Origin of the sequence: Limnohabitans sp. DM1 (assembly GCF_001269385.1) — a bacterium.
GTDB lineage: Bacteria > Pseudomonadota > Gammaproteobacteria > Burkholderiales > Burkholderiaceae_C > Limnohabitans_A.
Map to the genome: position 1 here is coordinate 42,769 of NZ_CXOO01000015.1, position 17,172 is coordinate 59,940.

At 62.0% G+C, this 17,172-nt stretch carries 18 protein-coding genes; 6 read left to right on the forward strand and 12 right to left on the reverse strand.

The genetic code is table 11. The features are described from left to right. Nucleotides 1–17: 17 nt before the first annotated feature. Genes AMM33_RS06365 through AMM33_RS06380 form a run of 4 tightly spaced genes read right to left on the reverse strand, consistent with a single transcriptional unit; the run spans nucleotide 18 to nucleotide 3,645 of the window. Entirely contained in the window at nucleotides 18–1,067 is a 1,050-nt protein-coding gene (locus AMM33_RS06365; RefSeq protein ID WP_090139657.1) for a TauD/TfdA dioxygenase family protein, read from the reverse strand. Nucleotides 1,068–1,102: 35 nt separating this feature from the next. Beyond that, on the reverse strand, nucleotides 1,103–1,858 hold the full coding sequence (locus AMM33_RS06370; protein WP_090139658.1) for an ABC transporter permease: 756 nt from the start codon (nucleotides 1,856–1,858) through the stop codon (nucleotides 1,103–1,105). Beyond that, nucleotides 1,848–2,612, reverse strand: coding sequence for an ABC transporter ATP-binding protein (locus tag AMM33_RS06375; RefSeq protein WP_090139660.1), 765 nt, complete (start codon nucleotides 2,610–2,612; stop codon nucleotides 1,848–1,850). Before AMM33_RS06375 ends, AMM33_RS06370 begins: the two co-directional genes overlap by 11 nt. Nucleotides 2,613–2,646: 34 nt before the next feature. After that, nucleotides 2,647–3,645, reverse strand: a complete 999-nt coding sequence (locus AMM33_RS06380; protein WP_194945276.1) for an ABC transporter substrate-binding protein — start codon at nucleotides 3,643–3,645, stop codon at nucleotides 2,647–2,649. 147 nt (nucleotides 3,646–3,792) lie between these two features. Between AMM33_RS06380 and AMM33_RS06385 the strand changes: the two genes are divergently transcribed. Further along, entirely contained in the window at nucleotides 3,793–4,530 is a 738-nt protein-coding gene (locus AMM33_RS06385; protein ID WP_090139664.1) for a Crp/Fnr family transcriptional regulator, read from the forward strand. Between the two features lie 39 nt (nucleotides 4,531–4,569). Here AMM33_RS06385 and AMM33_RS06390 read toward each other — a convergent pair whose 3' ends face one another. Then, entirely contained in the window at nucleotides 4,570–5,418 is an 849-nt protein-coding gene (locus tag AMM33_RS06390) for a 3-hydroxybutyryl-CoA dehydrogenase (protein ID WP_090139666.1), read from the reverse strand. Nucleotides 5,419–5,648: 230 nt separating this feature from the next. Between AMM33_RS06390 and AMM33_RS06395 the strand changes: the two genes are divergently transcribed. After that, nucleotides 5,649–6,611 (forward strand): hypothetical protein, encoded by a 963-nt coding sequence (locus AMM33_RS06395; protein ID WP_090139668.1) that lies wholly within the window; start codon nucleotides 5,649–5,651, stop codon nucleotides 6,609–6,611. A gap of 86 nt (nucleotides 6,612–6,697) precedes the next feature. Further along, nucleotides 6,698–7,945, forward strand: a complete 1,248-nt coding sequence (locus tag AMM33_RS06400) for a glycosyltransferase (protein WP_090139669.1) — start codon at nucleotides 6,698–6,700, stop codon at nucleotides 7,943–7,945. Nucleotides 7,946–8,401: 456 nt separating this feature from the next. Here the strand turns inward: AMM33_RS06400 and AMM33_RS06405 are convergent, their stop codons facing one another. From AMM33_RS06405 to AMM33_RS06415, 3 genes are all read right to left on the reverse strand, one after another. Next, nucleotides 8,402–8,665 (reverse strand): type II toxin-antitoxin system ParD family antitoxin, encoded by a 264-nt coding sequence (locus AMM33_RS06405; protein WP_090139885.1) that lies wholly within the window; start codon nucleotides 8,663–8,665, stop codon nucleotides 8,402–8,404. A 129-nt stretch (nucleotides 8,666–8,794) separates the two neighbouring features. Further along, on the reverse strand, nucleotides 8,795–9,601 hold the full coding sequence (locus tag AMM33_RS06410; protein WP_090139671.1) for an ABC transporter permease: 807 nt from the start codon (nucleotides 9,599–9,601) through the stop codon (nucleotides 8,795–8,797). A gap of 2 nt (nucleotides 9,602–9,603) precedes the next feature. After that, entirely contained in the window at nucleotides 9,604–10,533 is a 930-nt protein-coding gene (locus AMM33_RS06415) for an ATP-binding cassette domain-containing protein (RefSeq protein WP_090139673.1), read from the reverse strand. 317 nt (nucleotides 10,534–10,850) lie between these two features. Between AMM33_RS06415 and asd the strand changes: the two genes are divergently transcribed. Beyond that, a complete protein-coding gene (asd, locus tag AMM33_RS06420) occupies nucleotides 10,851–11,708 on the forward strand; it encodes an archaetidylserine decarboxylase (protein WP_090139674.1) in 858 nt (285 codons plus the stop codon). Nucleotides 11,709–11,822: 114 nt separating this feature from the next. Here asd and AMM33_RS06425 read toward each other — a convergent pair whose 3' ends face one another. The 4 genes from AMM33_RS06425 to AMM33_RS06440 all read right to left on the reverse strand — a co-directional run bounded on the left by AMM33_RS06425 (nucleotide 11,823) and on the right by AMM33_RS06440 (nucleotide 15,087). Continuing rightward, the gene (locus AMM33_RS06425) at nucleotides 11,823–12,746 is read right to left on the reverse strand and encodes a uracil-DNA glycosylase (protein WP_090139887.1); all 924 of its coding nucleotides are present in this window, start codon (nucleotides 12,744–12,746) and stop codon (nucleotides 11,823–11,825) included. Between the two features lie 72 nt (nucleotides 12,747–12,818). Continuing rightward, the gene (rimI, locus tag AMM33_RS06430) at nucleotides 12,819–13,322 is read right to left on the reverse strand and encodes a ribosomal protein S18-alanine N-acetyltransferase (protein ID WP_369802409.1); all 504 of its coding nucleotides are present in this window, start codon (nucleotides 13,320–13,322) and stop codon (nucleotides 12,819–12,821) included. 8 nt (nucleotides 13,323–13,330) lie between these two features. After that, complete coding sequence (gene tsaB, locus AMM33_RS06435; RefSeq protein WP_090139678.1) at nucleotides 13,331–14,131, reverse strand: tRNA (adenosine(37)-N6)-threonylcarbamoyltransferase complex dimerization subunit type 1 TsaB; 801 nt, start codon at nucleotides 14,129–14,131, stop codon at nucleotides 13,331–13,333. After that, the gene (locus tag AMM33_RS06440) at nucleotides 14,128–15,087 is read right to left on the reverse strand and encodes a DMT family transporter (protein WP_194945277.1); all 960 of its coding nucleotides are present in this window, start codon (nucleotides 15,085–15,087) and stop codon (nucleotides 14,128–14,130) included. The genes tsaB and AMM33_RS06440 overlap by 4 nt, the downstream gene beginning before the upstream one ends. A gap of 224 nt (nucleotides 15,088–15,311) precedes the next feature. On the opposite strand from AMM33_RS06440, the gene dacB reads away from it, so the two are divergent. Next, nucleotides 15,312–16,859 (forward strand): D-alanyl-D-alanine carboxypeptidase/D-alanyl-D-alanine endopeptidase, encoded by a 1,548-nt coding sequence (gene dacB / locus AMM33_RS06445; RefSeq protein ID WP_228767983.1) that lies wholly within the window; start codon nucleotides 15,312–15,314, stop codon nucleotides 16,857–16,859. After that, a complete protein-coding gene (locus tag AMM33_RS06450) occupies nucleotides 16,856–17,110 on the forward strand; it encodes a SemiSWEET family sugar transporter (RefSeq protein WP_090139684.1) in 255 nt (84 codons plus the stop codon). The genes dacB and AMM33_RS06450 overlap by 4 nt, the downstream gene beginning before the upstream one ends. Nucleotides 17,111–17,172: the final 62 nt, after the last annotated feature.

Sequence of the window (17,172 nt, forward strand, 5' to 3'; positions counted from 1 at the left end):
CAGGGTGCATCCCGGGTTCAACGGCGCTGGGCCGCTGTGGCCACGGCGTTCAGGTCCACGCTTTCCAGCGCACTGAAGATGGCTTCCACCGCCTTCTGCTCGCTCGGGCTGGCCGCTTGCATGCGGGTGGTGTCCAGCAACTGGCGCATCACCGAGGGCTGGCCACCCGCAGGGGCTGCGCCGGGGTTGAGCGTGGGCACAAAACTGCCGCAGGTCATGCGCTGGCCAGCGCGGTAGTGCGGCGCGTAGTCGAACACGGCGTAGTGCTGTGTGGCGCAGTTGTCCCACATGGCCAAGGAATCTTTTTCCCAGCGGAAACGCACCATGAACTCGGGCTTTTTGACCCACTCGTAGAGCATGTGCAAAACGGCCTCGGACAGGTCCATGTGCATGCCCAGCAGGCGCTTGGTCCAGATCGAATTGACGAACAGGATCTTGCGGCCGTTGTAAGGGTGCGTGATCACGGCCGGATGGGTCACCGTGGGCGTGTTCTCGATCATCTTGCACTCTTGCTCGCTGGCCGTGACCAGCATGCCGCTCTTGGCGGTGGCGCGTTGTGCAAAGCGCTCGCTGGCGTTGATGCGGCGAAAGTGCCAAGGCAGGTCGTGATCGGCCTGCAGGCCTTCGAGCATTTGCTGCATGCCGGGGTTGAGGGCGTCGTAGGCCGCGCCCGCGTGCATCCACATGGTGTCACCGCCCGAGGGGGGCAAGTCGGTGATGCGCAAGATGGAGACCATGTTGGGCTTCTTGCGGAAGGTCACGTCGGTGTGCCAGCGGTCGGTCTCGGGGGCTTCGTTGCCCTGGTTGGAGATCAGCTGGATCTGGGGGTGACCTTCAATGTGCGGGAAGAACTCGTGCTGCTCCATCTCGCCAAAGTTTTGGCCCAGACGGATGTAAGCCTCGGGCTTCAAGGCCTGCTTGCGGAAGAACACCACGCCGTATTGCCACAGCGCTTTTTTGATTTCTTCGTAAACGTCTTCTGAGCGGGTGTTGTTCAAATCAACGCCGCTGATCATGCCGCCGATGGTGGGCGTCATGGGATCGACCTGGATGTGACGGAAGTTCATTTTTTAATCTCCTTGATGTGATGGTGTTCACCGGCTTATTGCCAGTGCAGCAAACGGCGTTCGATCCAGTTCATCAGCTTCATGATCAGCACCCCAATGAGCGCCAGATCAAACAGCAGTGACCACACGCCGTTGACGTTGAAAGTAGAGCCCAGGTAGGCCAGTTGCTGCCCAAGGCCACGCTCGGAAGCAATGACTTCTGCGCCCACCACGCCCAGCAAGGCATAGATCACGCCCAAGCGCAATCCTGAGAACAGCACAGGAACAGCGCCCGGCAATGTGACTGAGAAAAACATCTGCCGACTGCTGGCACCCAGGGTGCGGGTGAGCGTCACATGGTCCTGGCTGACGCCCCGAATACCGGCCACCGTGCTGGACAGCACAATGAAGAACGTCAGCGAAACCCCGAGAGCGATCTTGGAGCCGATACCCAAACCAAACCACAAAATGAACAGCGGCACCAGCGCAATGCGCGGCAGCACATTGAAGGCAGAGATGTAGGGGTCGCAAAAAGCCTCGAACTTGGGCCAGGTCACAAAGGCCAAGCCCGTGATCATGGCGGCAACCGAGCCAATGACAAAAGACGCGAACACGGCCAACAGGGTGTAGCCCAAATCGCCCCACATGCGGGCGTTGGTCAGGTTGTCCAGCGTGAAGGTGATGATGCCCGTCGGACTGCCCATGAAACTCGGGTCAACCCAACCTGCTCGGGCAGCCCACTCCCATAAGCCCAGCACCACGCACAGGAACAGGGCATGCAATGACAAGGTACGCAAGGTTTCAGCCCTCATGATGCACCCACCCTTCTTCGAGATGTTTCCAGACTTGGGTGTAGGTGTGATGGAAGTCATCGCTGGTCTGCAGTTCACGGATAGAGCGCGGACGCGCCAGAGGCACCTGGACATCGGCCACGATCCGCCCCGGACGCGATGACATCACCATCACCCGGTCGGCCAGCGCGACGGCTTCGGACAAGTCATGCGTCACAAACAGCACCGTGCGGTTGCCTTCTTGGCACAACTGCAGCAGCAGGTCTTGCAGCTGCAACTTGGTTTGCGCGTCCAGTGCCCCAAAGGGCTCGTCCATCAGCAGCAGGGGCGATGGCATGGCAAAGGTGCGGGCCAGTGCCACGCGTTGGCGCATGCCATGCGACAAGGCTTTGGGCAGTCGGTACTCAGACCCGCCGAGCCCGACTTGCTTGAGCATCAAGGCGGCCCGTTCACGGGCCTCTTCGATGGGCACGCCCCGAACCTTCAGGCCAAAGGCGGCGTTGTCCAGCGCGTTGAGCCACGGAAACAAGCTGTCGCGGGCCAACATGTAAGCCACGTTGTGGCTGCCCAGCGCTGGCTTTTCGCCCGCCACCAGCAGCCGCTGTCCTGCAGGCAAATCCACCAGCCCCGCGCACAGGTTGAGCAAGGTGGTTTTGCCACAGCCACTCGGGCCTGCGAGCGCGACAAACTCCCCAGCCTTGACGTGCAGGTCTACGCCCTGCAACACCAAGTTGGTGCCGTCAAAGCTCAGGTCGATGCGCTGTGCGTCGATCATGAATACTCCATGAAAAAATCTCGCCGCTCGAAGTTCAAGGCAAGACGGCTGGTGCCATGTCCACTTTGACCGGCAGCAGCTTGTTTTCGGTCATGGCATCGGCCACCGCCTGCATGGCGGGCACGGTGCCACGGGCCTTGAAGTTGCCGATGCCGTTGCGCAGGCTCACCTCAGCGATCTGGTCTGCGTTGGGCAATTGCAGTGCAAAGGTCTTGCGCAGGATCTCCAGTGTCTTGCCGAAGTTGGCCGGGTTGGCGACGAAAGCATCCGACATGTCCAGCATCTTGCGGATGGCGGCCACCGTTTGTGGATTGGCCGCTGCCCATTCGGTCTTCACCGCCATGGCACCAGCGCCGCCTCGGGTTGCCAGCATGCTCTTGGGGCCTTGCCCTTTGCGGGGGTCCACCACCAGGCGGCAGGCCTTGAGCACTTCGCACATGCCGTCGGCGGGCGGGAAGGTCATGACCAGATCGACCTGGCCGCGTGTGAGCGCTGGGAATGCCGTGTCGGGCGCGCCCACGGCCACAAAGGTCACGTCGTTCGCGGTCAGGCCCGCATCGGCCAGCATGTCGATCACCTGAAATTCAGCGCCTGAGCCGCGTTGGGTCACGCCGATTTTTTTACCTTTGAAGGACTTGACCACACCGGGGTAGCCTTCTTTTTCGGTCGGCAATTCGGTTTTTGCACCTGCGGCCATGAAAAACACCGGGTCAACGAAACCTGCGGCAATGATGGAAATGGGGGCCTTGCGGGCCACGGCTGCAACCGCCACTTCGGTCGGGCCAAAAAACACTTCGATGTCACCCGAGAGCATGGTCTGCATGCCCAGTGGCCCACCCGCGATGGTGCGCAGTTCGCAGCGAATGCCCGCTTGCTGGCAGAAACCTTGCTCTTGGGCCACACGCACCAACAGGTTGCCGGTGCCAGGATAGTCTTGGAAGCGCACCACGGACTGCGCCATGGCGCTGGCGCCCAGGGTCAAAGCGATGGCACCCAAAGTGGTGCGAACAAATGCAGGGGCAGTAAATTTCATGTTGTCTCCAATGGATGGGTTACAGGCTTGATCACCGTCAAGCTCGGCGAAGCAGATTTGAAGCCCCACGGGAGCGCCAAATTGTTTCTGATGTGACAATTTAGGGGAAAGCACTCAAAATAAATCTGAACGCCACCCGAAATCAACATGCCACTGCCCCGCCCCCGCACACCGAGCACGGTCACGTCCAGCCCCAAACGCAGCGCTGTCTTCAAGGCGCTGGACGCGCCCGACTTCAACCAAACCTGGACCGTGAACTCGGCGCTGACGCCGCGCTCGACCCAAGCGCTGCACAGCGTGGGCGTGCTGCGCACCTGGACCGATGGCCAGGTCTTGCTCAGCCGGGGCCAACCCACCTCGGCGGCATGGATGGTCGTCAGTGGACGCGTACGCATCAGCGTGATCACACCCGAAGGCGAGGAACAATTGCTGCGCTGGATGCTGCCCGGTGAAATCGCAGGGCTGAGTTCGGTGTTTGCAGAAGCCACCAACCCCGCCGACCTGGTCTCTCATGGCTTGACACAGGTCTTGCACATCGAACGCGCCCGATTGATTGAACTGATTGGGCGCGACCCTGTGGTGGCTCTGGACCTGCTGCGCATTCTGGGTTTGCGCATCAACCAGTTGTTTGACACCTTGGCCGACCAAGGCATGCACAGCCTGGAGCAGCGCGTTTGGGCGGCGCTGGAGCGGATTGCCAAATTCAACAGCGTCAAGGTGGCCGACGGCGTGATGCTGCGCGTGAGTCAGTCCGACTTGGCGCAGGCAGCCTCAGCCTCTCGCCAACGGGTCAACCAGCAGTTGCGACACTTTCAGGACCAGGGTCTGATCCGCTTGGGTTACCGCAACATCGTGATGCTGCGGCAATCTGGCAAACCCAACTGACCCTCATATCACGTCGGATGGGATTGCCCGTTGCAAGGCTCAGTAGGTGTAAACACCCTGCCCGGTCTTGCGGCCCAAGCGGCCTGCTGCAACCATTTCCTTGAGCAAGGGGCTGGGGCGGTATTTGCTGTCGCCAAACTCCTTGAGGTAGACCTCCATCACGGCCAAGCACACGTCCAGACCAATCATGTCGGCCAGCGCCAGCGGGCCAATGGGCTGATTGCAGCCGAGCTTCATGCCCGCATCAATGGCTTCGGCTTCGGCCAAGCCTTCGCCCAGCACAAAGAAGGCTTCGTTGATCATGGGCACCAGGATGCGGTTGACCACAAAGCCGGGGGCGTTTTTCACGGTGATGGGTGTCTTGCCCAAGGCCAGCGCCATGTCGTGCACCGCGTCGTGGGTGGCGTCGCTGGTCTGCAGACCACGGATGATTTCGACCAGCGCCATCATGGGCACGGGGTTGAAAAAGTGCATGCCGATGAAACGGTCAGCACGCTGCGTGGCGGCGGCCAGTTGCGTGATCGAGATTGACGAGGTGTTGGACGCGATGATCACGTTGGGGGCCAGCATGCCGTCGAGCTGCTTCAAGATCTTGACCTTGAGTTCGTGGTTTTCGGTGGCGGCCTCGATCACCAGCTGGGCGCCCTTGAGGTCGTCGTAATTGCTGGAGCCCTGGATGCGGGCCAGCGCAGCGGCCTTGTCGGCTTCGCTGATCTTTTCTTTCTTGACCAGACGGTCCAGGCTGCTGGCCACGGTGGCCACGCCTTTGGCCACGGCCGCGTCCGAAATGTCGACCATCACCACTTGGATGCCCGACACCGCACACGCCTGTGCAATGCCATTGCCCATGGTGCCTGCGCCAATGATGCCTACGGTCTGGATGCTCATGATCTTTCCTTGAAATGCTTGAAAAACGGAGAAAAGCGGCATCTTAGCGGCCCGATCCGAATGAATTACTGACAACAGGCGCCATGGGCATGAACGCCACCCCAAAGATTGACAGCGACACCGCATCCAACAGCCCTGCGATACAACAGCTGCGAACCATCACCCTGCCGATTTGGTAATCTTTTCAATTACATTCAGAAACCGCCCACCCCACACACAAAACACCGCACATGCGAATGACACAACACCCCACATGGATGGCGCATGGCCTGCGCCTTTTGCTCAGCTTGACGGTGGCGCTGTCCTGCCTGAACGCCGTGCATGCCCAAAGCACAGCCAACGCCCAAGCTGTCGCATCCACTGCTGCGTCCGCAGCCAGCGCGCCCGTGCTGACGCAAGCGCAAGTCAAAACCCAATATGAAAACTGCCCCAGCGGGCACTACACCGGGCCACGCCCGGGCAAAGCCCGCTACACCAAAGACCCGTGGCTGTGGGTGGTGACGCCGGAGTTTGCGCGCAAGTTCTGCATGCCACAAGAGTTTGTGAGCAGCGAACTGCAAGGGGCCGAAGCCATTGCTTACAAGATGGTGCAAAACCAGGACGAAGAGGTGTGTGGCTGGGGCGACAACCCCGATGTGTGCCGCCGTGCCAGCGAGCACCGCTTTGAGATTTATTACAAGAACGGGACGATTCCGAAAGAGCGGGATGTGCCTTATTTTCATGCGGCCAGAACGCCGTCTACAAAATTACTTGCTTCGAGCGACGCGCAGTGGCAATTCATGATGAAAAGTTTGAAGAAAAAACCCCGCATCGGAGCCCTAGGGGTTTTTGAATCTCAGCAGTTTGGCCTGCAATCGGTCAAGGGAGGCAAGATCGCGTGGCCGCTGGGCACACTGGCGCAAGAGGTGTATTACGAAGAAGCATTCGAAGGCATCGACTACCTGGCCGTCGAAGGCGCCTCCGGCTTCAGTCGTCTGGAAGGCTGGCGCAAATCAGGGGCCAAGCAGATGGTGATCACAGTGCGTAACCCAGCGGCCAAGGATGAGCGCCGCCGCTCATGGGAAATGCCGCTGTCCGAATTTCCACTCGTCATCACCATACCCCCCCGCTTGTCTGAACGCCTGATTCAGAACGATCAAGCCAAGGGGCTGGACCTGCAAGGGCTGGCACGCGAAGCGCTCAAGCGGCCCTGACCCCATGCTTGAGCGGGTCAAGCCGCCCCGGAAACACCGCCTGCCCCTGATTTGTCATGCGATGATTCACGCCTGATTGGCGCCCCATGAACATCCTTTTCGTCCACCAGAACTTTCCCGGCCAGTTCAAGCACCTGGCCCCTGCCTTGGCGCAGCGCGGCCACCGCGTGGTGGCGCTGCACATCAATGCCTGCCCGCCCGTGCCCGGCGTGCAGCTGGTGCGCTACCCCGTTTCAGGCCAGCCCGCACAAGGCACACACCGCTGGCTGGCTGATCTGGAAGTCAAAACCCTGCGGGCCGAAGCCGCCTACCGCGCCGCCCGCCAGCTCCAGCAAGACGGCTTCACGCCCGACGTGATCGTGTCCCATCCCGCTTGGGGCGAGAGCCTGTTTTTGTCGCAAGTCTGGCCAGCGGCCCGCATCGGCATCTATTGCGAGTTTTTCTACCAGGCCCTGGGGGCCGACGTGGGCTTTGACCCCGAGTTCCCAGGCGCAGATCCCGACGTGGGCTGCCGCCTGCAAATGAAAAACGCCAACTACGAGCTGCACTTTGCGCGTGCGCACGCGGGCCTCGCGCCCACACACTGGCAGGCCTCGCTGTTCCCCAAGCCCTTTGCTTCGCGCATCGCGGTCATCCACGACGGCATCCGCACCGAACTGGTCCGCCCCAACCCCGAAGCCCAGCTGCAACTGCAAACCGCGCAAGGCCCAATCGTGCTGAGCCAGAGCGACGAAGTCATCACCTTCGTCAACCGCAACCTGGAGCCCTACCGTGGCTACCACCAGTTCATGCGGGCGCTGCCTGCGCTGCTGAAGGCCCGCCCCAAGGCCCGTGTGGTCATCATTGGTGGCAATGAAGTGAGCTACGGCGCGGCACCGCCTCCCGACCCCGACGGCCAAGCCCAAACCTGGCGCGAGATTTTCTTGAAGGAAGTCAAGGGCGCGCTGGACCTGTCACGCGTGCACTTTGTGGGCAAGGTGCCCTATGCCGACTACCTGCGCGTGCTGCAGGTGTCCACCGTGCATGTGTACCTGACCTATCCCTTCGTGCTCAGCTGGAGCCTGCTTGAAGCCATGAGCGCCGGCTGCGCCATCGTGGCCAGCGACACTGCCCCGGTGCGCGAAGCGATTCGACACGGCGAAACCGGGCAACTGGTCGACTTCTTTGATCCGGCGGCGCTGGCACAGCAAGTGGCGGCCTTGTGCGAGAACCCCAGCGAGCGGGCACGGCTGGGCGCGCAGGCTCGGACATTTGCGGTGGAAAACTACGATTTGGAGACGCGGTGTTTGCCTGGGCAGATGGCATGGGTGCAAGGGTTGGCGCAAAGCCACTGAGCGACAGGCATCAAGGGACGACCGACAGCTGTCGGGGTCTTCGACCACCGACCTACAAATCCCATCACTGCAGCAGCTTGGCACTCACAGAATCCGGAAAATGCCCTGAAGCCAAACTTTTGGCCACTCGATGCTTTTGTCAAGCACTAGCCCATGACACCGCCTCAGAAGAGCCTGCTGTTGATGTCTCGCGCATGGTGCAAAACACGGATGACAGTGATCCCGGAATCGTTGGCGACGTAGTACAGGTTGTACGCAGCCGATGTAGGCCAACATCTCACGTCCTTGCGCAATTCCGGTCGCGCTCTCCCCATCAAGGGTGCAATGCCAATGTCTGGGCTTCTTTTTCAATGACGTCCAAAACATGGTCGGCCGCCTCGAAACTTTCTTCAGCGATGAAAGACCACGCCTCCAAAAGGTCCGTCTGCGCGCTTTGCGCAAAAGAGACTTCAGGCATCAGCTGCGCTTTTTCAGAACACGCCCCTGGGCCTTGATGGCAGCCATGTCCATCTTGCTCACCCGCCCTGCGTCGAGATCGGCCATGCCTTGATCGATATCGGCTTTGAGTGCAGCCAGACTGGACTGTTGTACCGATTGATAAGCCTCCAAAAGTCGCAAGGCTTCACGAATGACCTCGCTGGCTGAGCCATACAGACCCGATGCAACGTGCGCACGGACGCGGGCCTCAAGTTCCATGGGCAAAGAGACGTTAAGAGTCATGGAATTTTCCATCAATGGCAAAGATTGCCATATTGCGACATTCCAGAAAACCACACCCAAAAGTACTTGCCCACGGAATTGAGTGCCCAACGACCTCTGTGCGCATCAGCAAGATGCATCCTTGCACACTCAACTCCTGAACCGCTTGCGGGTCAACGCCAACGCAATCCAAAACGACACCACCGCAAACCCCGCCAGCACCAGCACATGGTGCAGCGGTTGGTCTGGCCAGCGGTCCAAAAACAGCGGGCGCACCAAATCCACCGCCACCGACAGCGGCAGCCAGTCGGCGATCACGCGCACGAAGCCGGGCAATTGCTCGCGTGGGAAGAAGATGCCCGAGAGGAACATCATGGGTGTGAGGAACAGGGTGAAGTAGTAGGTGAAGAAGTCGTAGCCTTTGGCCAGCGCGTTGAAGATCAGCGCCATGCAGCTGAAGGTGATGCCCACGCCCAGCAGCACGGGCCAGGCCACCAGCAGCTTCCAGCTGTGGCTGATGCCCAGGGCCATCATGACACCCAAAATGGCCGTGACGGTGAACAGTGCTTTGAATGCGGCCCACAGCATTTCGGCCAGCACCACATCGTCGAGGCGCACCGGGGCGTTCATGATGCCGTCCCAGGTTTTTTGCACATGCATGCGCGAGAACGCCGAGTACAGCGCCTCAAAGGTGGCCGCGTTCATGGCGCTCATGCAGATGCTGCCGCTGGCCAGGAAGAGGATGTAAGGTACCTTTTCGCCGCCCAGCTCGATCTGCCCGACCAGCGAACCCAGGCCGTAGCCAAAAGCCACCAGCCACATGAGTGGCTCGGCGATGTTGCCCACCAGACTGGGGATGGCCAGCTTTTTCCAGACCAGCCAGTTGCGCTGAAACACGGGCCACCAGCGCATGGACAGGCGGGGCGCGGCCCAGATGTTGTTTTGAATTTGACTCATGATCAACCTTCCTCTCGGATCTGGCGTCCGGTCAATTTCAAGAACAGGTCTTCCAGGTTGGAAGGTCGGTGCAGCGTGCGCAGCGTGGGCCAGGCCTCCAGCGCGTGCATCAGCGCTCGGCTGTCTTGGGTGTAGAAGAAAACCGTTTCACCGCTGACCTCGACCCGCCCTGCCAGCGCTTTCAGGCCAGCTTCTTGCGCCAGCGCCACTGCGCCTTGACCAAAGACTTCCACGACTTCAGGCTCAAGGTGCTGGGCAATCAAATCGCGCGGCTTGCCTTCGGCGATCTTGCGGCCTTGGTCCAGCACCAAAAGTCGGCTGCACAGGCGCTCGGCCTCGTCCATGAAGTGGGTGGTGAGCAAGATAGATTTGCCTTCTTGCAGCAGCACCTGCAGGCGCTCCCACATCAGGTGCCGCGCCTGCGGGTCCAGGCCCGTTGTGGGCTCGTCCAGCATCAAGAGCTGCGGGTGGTTGATGAGGGCTCGCGACAGGCTCAAGCGCCGCTTCATGCCGCCCGACAACTCGCCCGGTTTGGCCTTGGCTTTGTGGCTGAGGGCGCCGAATTCGAGCAGCTGGGGAATGCGCTCGCGGATCACCGCGTCGGGCAGGCCAAAGTAGCGGCCAAAGACCAAAAGGTTTTCTTCCGCGGTGAAGTCCGGGTCCAGCGTGTCCATTTGCGCCACCACGCCCAAGCGGGCTTTGATGGCCAAGGCGTCACGCGGCATTTGCAGGCCGTCAAAGTAGGCAATGCTGCCGCTGTCGGGCTGCGACAAGCCCAAGCACATGCGCAGCGTGGTGGTTTTGCCCGCGCCGTTGGGGCCAATCACGCCCAGGCATTCACCGGGCTCGATGTGGAAAGACAGGTCGTTGACCACCGTGGCGTCGCCGTAGCGCTTGACCAGATGTTCGACCGAAAGCAAAGGGATGTTCATGCCCCGGATTGTGCCTGTGCCAGCAGCGTTGGTGCTGAAGGTGCCGACCTACGGGGAAGTCCTCGCACGGCCAGCTGTAGGTCGGCGGTCAAAGACCCCGACGTGGTGGGTTACCCCGTCAAACCCACCAGATCGCTCAAGCACAACAGCGTCGGACTCTTAGAGTGCCGACCTACTGGGTCAAAGGCATTTTTTGCGGCACGAATCTACCCAAGCCGCAGGTCGGCAGCTTCTGCCCCGACATGGACCTGTGCCAGAGCCCCTTCGGCTGCCCGATAAAATCAGGGCCTTCTCTTGAACCGCCCCCGCGGCCTCTTATGTCCAGCTCCTTTTCTGATCGCCTGGCAGTTTTGCCGCAATACATGATTCCAAAACAAGCCCTGACCGCCTTTGCAGGCTGGGTGGCGGGCAGCCAATGGGGCGGCGCGACCACCGGGATCATCAACTGGTTCGTCAAGCGCTACAACGTGAACATGAGCGAAGCGGCCAACCCGGACACGGCCAGCTACAAGAGCTTCAACGAATTCTTCACCCGCCCCTTGCGCGGCGATGCGCGTCCGTTGGCTGCGGCTGATTTTGTGAGCCCGGTGGACGGCGCCATCAGCCAGTGCGGCCCGATTTCTGGCGACCAAGTCTTCCAGGCCAAGGGCCACCGCTACAGCACACGCGCCTTGGTGGGCGGCGACTCCGCATTGGCCGCGCAGTTTCAAGACGGCGAATTTGCCACGCTCTACCTGAGCCCACGCGACTACCACCGCATCCACATGCCTTGCGCGGGGCAGCTCACGCGCATGATTTACGTGCCGGGCGATTTGTTCTCGGTGAACCCGACCACCGCACGCGGCGTGCCGGGGCTGTTTGCACGCAACGAACGCGTGGTGTGTGTTTTTGACGGCGAGCACGGCCCGTTTGTGATGGTGCTGGTGGGCGCCACCATTGTGGGCAGCATGGCCACCGTGTGGCACGGCGTGGTCAACCCGCCGCGTCCGGGCACGGTACGCGAGTGGACCTACGAGATGGGCAACATCGCCCTGGCGCAAGGCGAAGAGATGGGCCGCTTCTTGCTCGGCTCCACCGTGGTGATGCTGTTCCCCCAAGGCGTGATGCAGTTCAACAAGGACTGGACACCGGCCCGCCCAATCTGCATGGGCGAGTCGATGGGGAGCTTGGGCTAATTTGCGCTTCAGCCTTCTGCCGGAGAAATTGTCGGACTCTTCGAGTACCGACCTACGAAGTCACACCCTCGGCAACCCCCGTAGGTCGTCGTTCGAAGACCCCCGACGAGAGCTTCAGCCTTTGACCACCTTGAGCGCCAGCACCAGATCGGCCCAGGCTTTGGCTTTGTCGGCGGGGTTGCGCAGCAAATAGCTGGGGTGGTAGGTCACCACCACCGGTACGCCCTGGCAGTCGTGCACCTGGCCGCGCAGTTTGCCCAGGGGTTCGTTGCTTTGCAGCAGGGATTGCACGGCAAAACGGCCCATGGCCAGGATCACTTTGGGTTTGACCAGGGCGACCTGACGCATCAGATAGGGGGCACAGGTGACCACTTCGGCGGGTGTCGGGTTGCGGGGGATGGCGGGGCGACACTTGAGGGCGTTCGCGATGTAGACGCCAGACCCGCTCTCGTCCTGCCGGTTGAGACCCACTGCTTTGAGCATGTTGTCGAGCAATTGTCCCGACTGGCCGACGAAGGGCTTGCCTTGCGCGTCTTCCTCTTCGTCCGGGGCTTCGCCCACCACCATCCAGTCGGCCTGAACATGGCCCATGCCAAAGACGGTGTTCTTGCGTTCCGTACACAAGGGGCAGGCCTGGCAGGTCGCCACGGTGGCTTGCAGGGACGCCCAGTCCATGCGGTCAACGCCTTCTGCCAAGGGCTGGGCCTGCGCTGCAGCAGGTAACGCAGGCGCTGTCGTGGCCGGGGCTGCAGCAGGTACAGGCCTGCTGTGTGCCGCTTTTGCCGCCACCTCGGGTGCTGACGTAGACGTCATGGCGGGGTCCGGTGCCGAAGTCCTTGCAGCAGCAGATGGTGCAAGCCGTGCATCACTCTGTAATGCAGTTGCCTTGGCACCGCTCTGGGGTGCCATCTCAGCCGGCACCGTGTCAGCGGCTGGCCTGGACAACTCGGTCGCCTTGGGCCACCAGACGCGCACCCCCATCTCGGCCAGCATGGCGCGTTGGCGGTCGTCCAGGTCAAATCGGGTGGGGTCGGTCATGTCCATTCGTCTCAAAATTCATGCGCAGCGGGTCTGGCGGTCAAGTGCAAGTGCAAAAGCGGCAGGTGCCCTTCACAGCGGCAGACTCATCACCACGGCGTGTTCGCGCTGCTGGCGGTCCAGGGGATAGTAATCCTTGCGCAGGCCGACGCGGCGAAAACCGTAGCGCTCATAAACGTGCAGGGCACGGGCGTTGCTCTGGCGCACTTCGAGCCACAGCACTTTGGCGCCTTGGCTGCGCGACCACAGCGACAAGGCGTCCAGCATCATGTGGCCCCAACCTTGCCCTTGCCGGGCCGGTGCCACGGTGATGTTGAGCAGGTGCATTTCTTCCACGCCGTGCATGGCCAAAAAGTAACCCAGCAATTCGCCTTCGAACCACAGGCACTGGGCGTCAAACAGCGGATTGAGCGAATCCCGAAAATTGCCCCGCGACCAGGGGTGGCTGTAGGCAGCTTGCTCGATGGCCAGCACGGCGTCCAGATCGTCGTGCGTCATGGTCCGCAAGGTGACCGCGTTGCGCATGGCCTCGCACGGCGGCTGCTGAGGCTGAAGTGGCGAGTGCGGTTGTCCCATGTTCACGCTCATGGGTTGGCTGCGGCGCGGGTGGCAGCAAGAGCTTGGGCCTGGGCCTGGGCCAGGGCCTGGGCCTTCAGGGCTTCGCGCTCGGCGGTGGTGTTGGCGACTTTGTCGCGGATGTACAACGGCATGGCCTGATCGGCAGGCACGGCCAAGCCCTGCGCCCACAAGGCGGGCGCCAGTCGCAACAAGGCCGAAGCGGTGGGCAAGGCCACGCAATGCGGCCCTTGCGGCAAGCGTTCGCCATAAGCGGCAAACGCATTGCCTGCCAACAAAACAGGCTTGTCCTGCGGGCTGTGAATTTTTTCGGGGGCGCTGACCTGCAAAGCAGAGACTTCTTGCCAGTTGCCCTGAACTGGCCCATTCCCCTCAGACAAGAGCTGCCAACGGTAGGCCGCGCTGTAGACCTCGTCCATGCGCGCATCGAGCAAGGCCAGCACCGTCAGCGGCGCATCGCTCTGAATATGCCCGGCCTGGCATTGCTCGAACCGGGCTTCTTCGGCCACGGCCAGCAAGGTGTCCACTGGCAGCACCGGAATGTCGGCACCAAACGCCAGGCCTTGCGCCACCGCGCAAGCCGTGCGCAAACCGGTGAAGGAACCCGGCCCCCGACCAAACACCACGGCGTCCAGTTGCGGCAAGGTCAGACCGGCCTCGGCCAGCATGGCCAGCACTGCGGGAATCAGTCCACTGGACGCCTGTGCGCCACCGGGCAAGGTTTGCGTCCAGACCTGATCACCCCGGGCCACGCCCAAAGACAGCACATCGGTGCTGGTGTCAAAGGCCAGCCAGTTGTGCGCGCTCATGGTTTGGCGCCCCCCGCAGGCTTGGCCTGGCGCACACCAAACAAGATGCCACCGGTCACCAGCGCCAGCCCGGCCAGCAAGTTCCAATGCATGGGCTCGCCCAACAACCAGACCGCGCCCATGGCCGACAGACCCGGCACCAGGGCGGTGATCATGGTCGAGCGCACGGGCCCGTAGTGGCGCACCATCTGCGTGAAGGTGATGCCCGAAATCACCACCGAGCCGCCGCCCTGGAAAGCGGCCTGAAAAAGGAACTCGGTCCACGGGGCCTGATGCAGATGTGTGGGCAAGACACCCAGGGCAATCAGGGCCAGGTAAAGCGGCACAAAGCCCACGAAGGCAAACGCCGTGATCGCCATGGTGGCACGCACTGCGTCCAGGCCGTAACGGCGCACGGTGACGCTGTAACCCGACCAACACAAGGCCGCCGTCATGAAGAGCAGATCACCTTTCCAGACCTCGCCGCCTTCAAAGGCCTTGAGCAGGCTGACCCCACCCACCAGCAAATCGCCCAGCACAATGAGCCCCAGGCCCACGGCGCGCGAAGATGACACTTTTTCACGCAGCACCAGCCAGGCCAGCAAAGTGGTCCACAGCGGCAAGCTGCCCGGCATCAAGACAGAAGCATGGGCTGCTGGCGCAAAAAAGAAGCCGCTGTAGGCCAGCACCGCATAGAGCAAGCCCCCCAGCAACCCGGCCTGCACCGTGGGCGCCAGCGGCAAGGGCGACAGCCCCAAAAGCGAGCCGACCTTCTCGCCCCGCTGACGGGCAGGCCGCATCAGCCACCAGGCCCAGGGCAAGAGCACGCAGCTGGCCCCCAGAATGCGGGCCAGCGCAATGTCCAGAGGGAGCAGCCCCCGCGAAGCCGAGGCGCGGGCAATGACAATGAAGCCAGTCCAGATGAGCACCGTGATGACCGCCGAGACCAGGCCCACGGTTTTTGAAGAAAATCGCATGGGCGCAATGATACGTGGCTGGCCTGCTGCCTCATCGGCCCAACGTCGGACTCTTCGAGTGCCGACCTACGAGTCCTTGCCGCAGGTCGGCGGTCGAAGACCCCGACATGGGACCTGAGCCGAAGCCCACATCGCCCGCAGACCGCTAGACTTGGGCGATGTTGTTTTGTCTCTCCGCTCATCCCCACGCACGCAAGCCAACACCCCGACCCCACTGGAAGCCTGTGCGCGCTGCGTGGCTGGCCCTAGGGCTGAGCTTGTGCGCGCCTTGGACGCCTGCTGCACAGGAAACGTCACCAATCCCAAGCCGCACACATCGCAGCGCAGCGCCCCACCACCTGCCCCCAGCCGTTTTGCAGGCTCTGCGCCAGGCCCAGGTGCCGCCTTCGGCCATCAGCGTGCAAGTCAGTCCCGTGCCTGCATCACAGCCGATGCCTGACGCCGCCCCTGAGCTGCCCCGCTTGACCCACCGCGCTGCTGAGACCATGAACCCGGCATCGGTCATGAAGCTGATCACCACCTATGCGGGTTTGTCGCTGCTGGGGCCGCAATACATCTGGCGCAACCGCGTCTATACAGACGGGCCGGTGCTAGCCGGTGTGTTGCACGGCAACCTGATCTTGCGCGGCAGTGGCGACCCCAAACTGGTGGTCGAGCGCTTGCAGGACTGGATGGCCCAGATCAACGCCGCCGGAGTGCGCGAGGTGCGCGGCGACATCCTGCTGGACCGTAGCGTGTTTGACGTCAGCCCGCGCAGCGAGCCCTTTGACGACGAGCCGCTGCGCCCCTACAACGTGAGCCCTGATGGCTTGCTGCTGAACTTCAAGGCCGTGATTTACACCTTCAGCCCGGATGTGGCCGCAGGCCTGGCGCGTGTGCGCTACGAGCCGCCGCTGGCTGGCTTTGAAGTCCCTCAGGAATTGCCTTTGCGCACAGGCCCTTGCAACGACTGGCGCCGCCAACTGCAGGCCGACTTCAGCCAGTCGCAAGCGGCGCGGTTTGCGGGCACTTACCCCGCCAGCTGCGGCGAACGGGCCTGGCCCGTGGCCTTTGCAGCGCCAGAAGCCTATGCCCCTCAACTGATTCGCGCCCTGTGGCTGGCCTCTGGTGGACGCCTGACGGGCCAAGTGCGCGATGGCACGGTGCCCGCACGGGCGCGCTTGCTGCTGGAGGCACCTTCACTGCCGCTGGCCGAGGTGATGGCCGACATCAACAAGTTGTCCAACAACGTGATGGCGCAGCAGTTGTTTTTGACGCTTTCGAGCGATCTGGGCGCCCCGGGCCGGTTTGAGGCTTCGCGTTTGCGTGTGCTGCGCTGGTGGCGATCGGAGTTTGCGGGGCTGCCAGAGCCCGTGCTGGACAACGGCTCGGGCCTGTCGCGCATCGAGCGCAGCAACGCCCAAGCGCTCACGGCCTTGCTGCACGCGGCCAGCGCCAGCCCGCATGCCCACGCGTTTCAAAACTCCCTGGCCATTGCGGGTGTGGATGGCACGGCGGCGCGCTTGCGTGAACGCCAGCCGAATTCGCCCGTGATCGGGCAGGCCTGGCTCAAAACCGGTTCCTTGCGTGATGTGGCATCGGTCGCCGGGTATGTGCAGGGCCAAAGCGGCCAGCGCTACAGCGTGGTCGCCATCATCAACCACCCCAACGCCAACCAGGCCCGCCCGGCGCTGGACGCCCTGCTGGAATGGGCGGTACGTGACACAAACAACCCAGCCAGCCCCACCAACACGCCCTCCAGACCACAGCGCCAAGCGACAATCAGGCCATGAACCTGATTGACTGGGTCGGCTCTCTGGCCGCCATCCTGACCACCGCCAGCTTTGTGCCCCAGGCCTGGCACACCTTCCGCACTCGCGACGTGAGCGGCATCTCCTTGGGTATGTACAGCCTGTTCACCGTGGGCGTGGCCCTGTGGCTGGTGTACGGCGTGCTCATGATGGCCTGGCCCATCATCATCGCCAACGTCATCACCACCAGCCTGGCGCTGATGATTTTGGTGATGAAAAAAAGCTACAAATAGTTTTCATTGTCAATATACAAAGAGTCTGTTGGTATATATACCAATGCGATAAGCGGCCATCC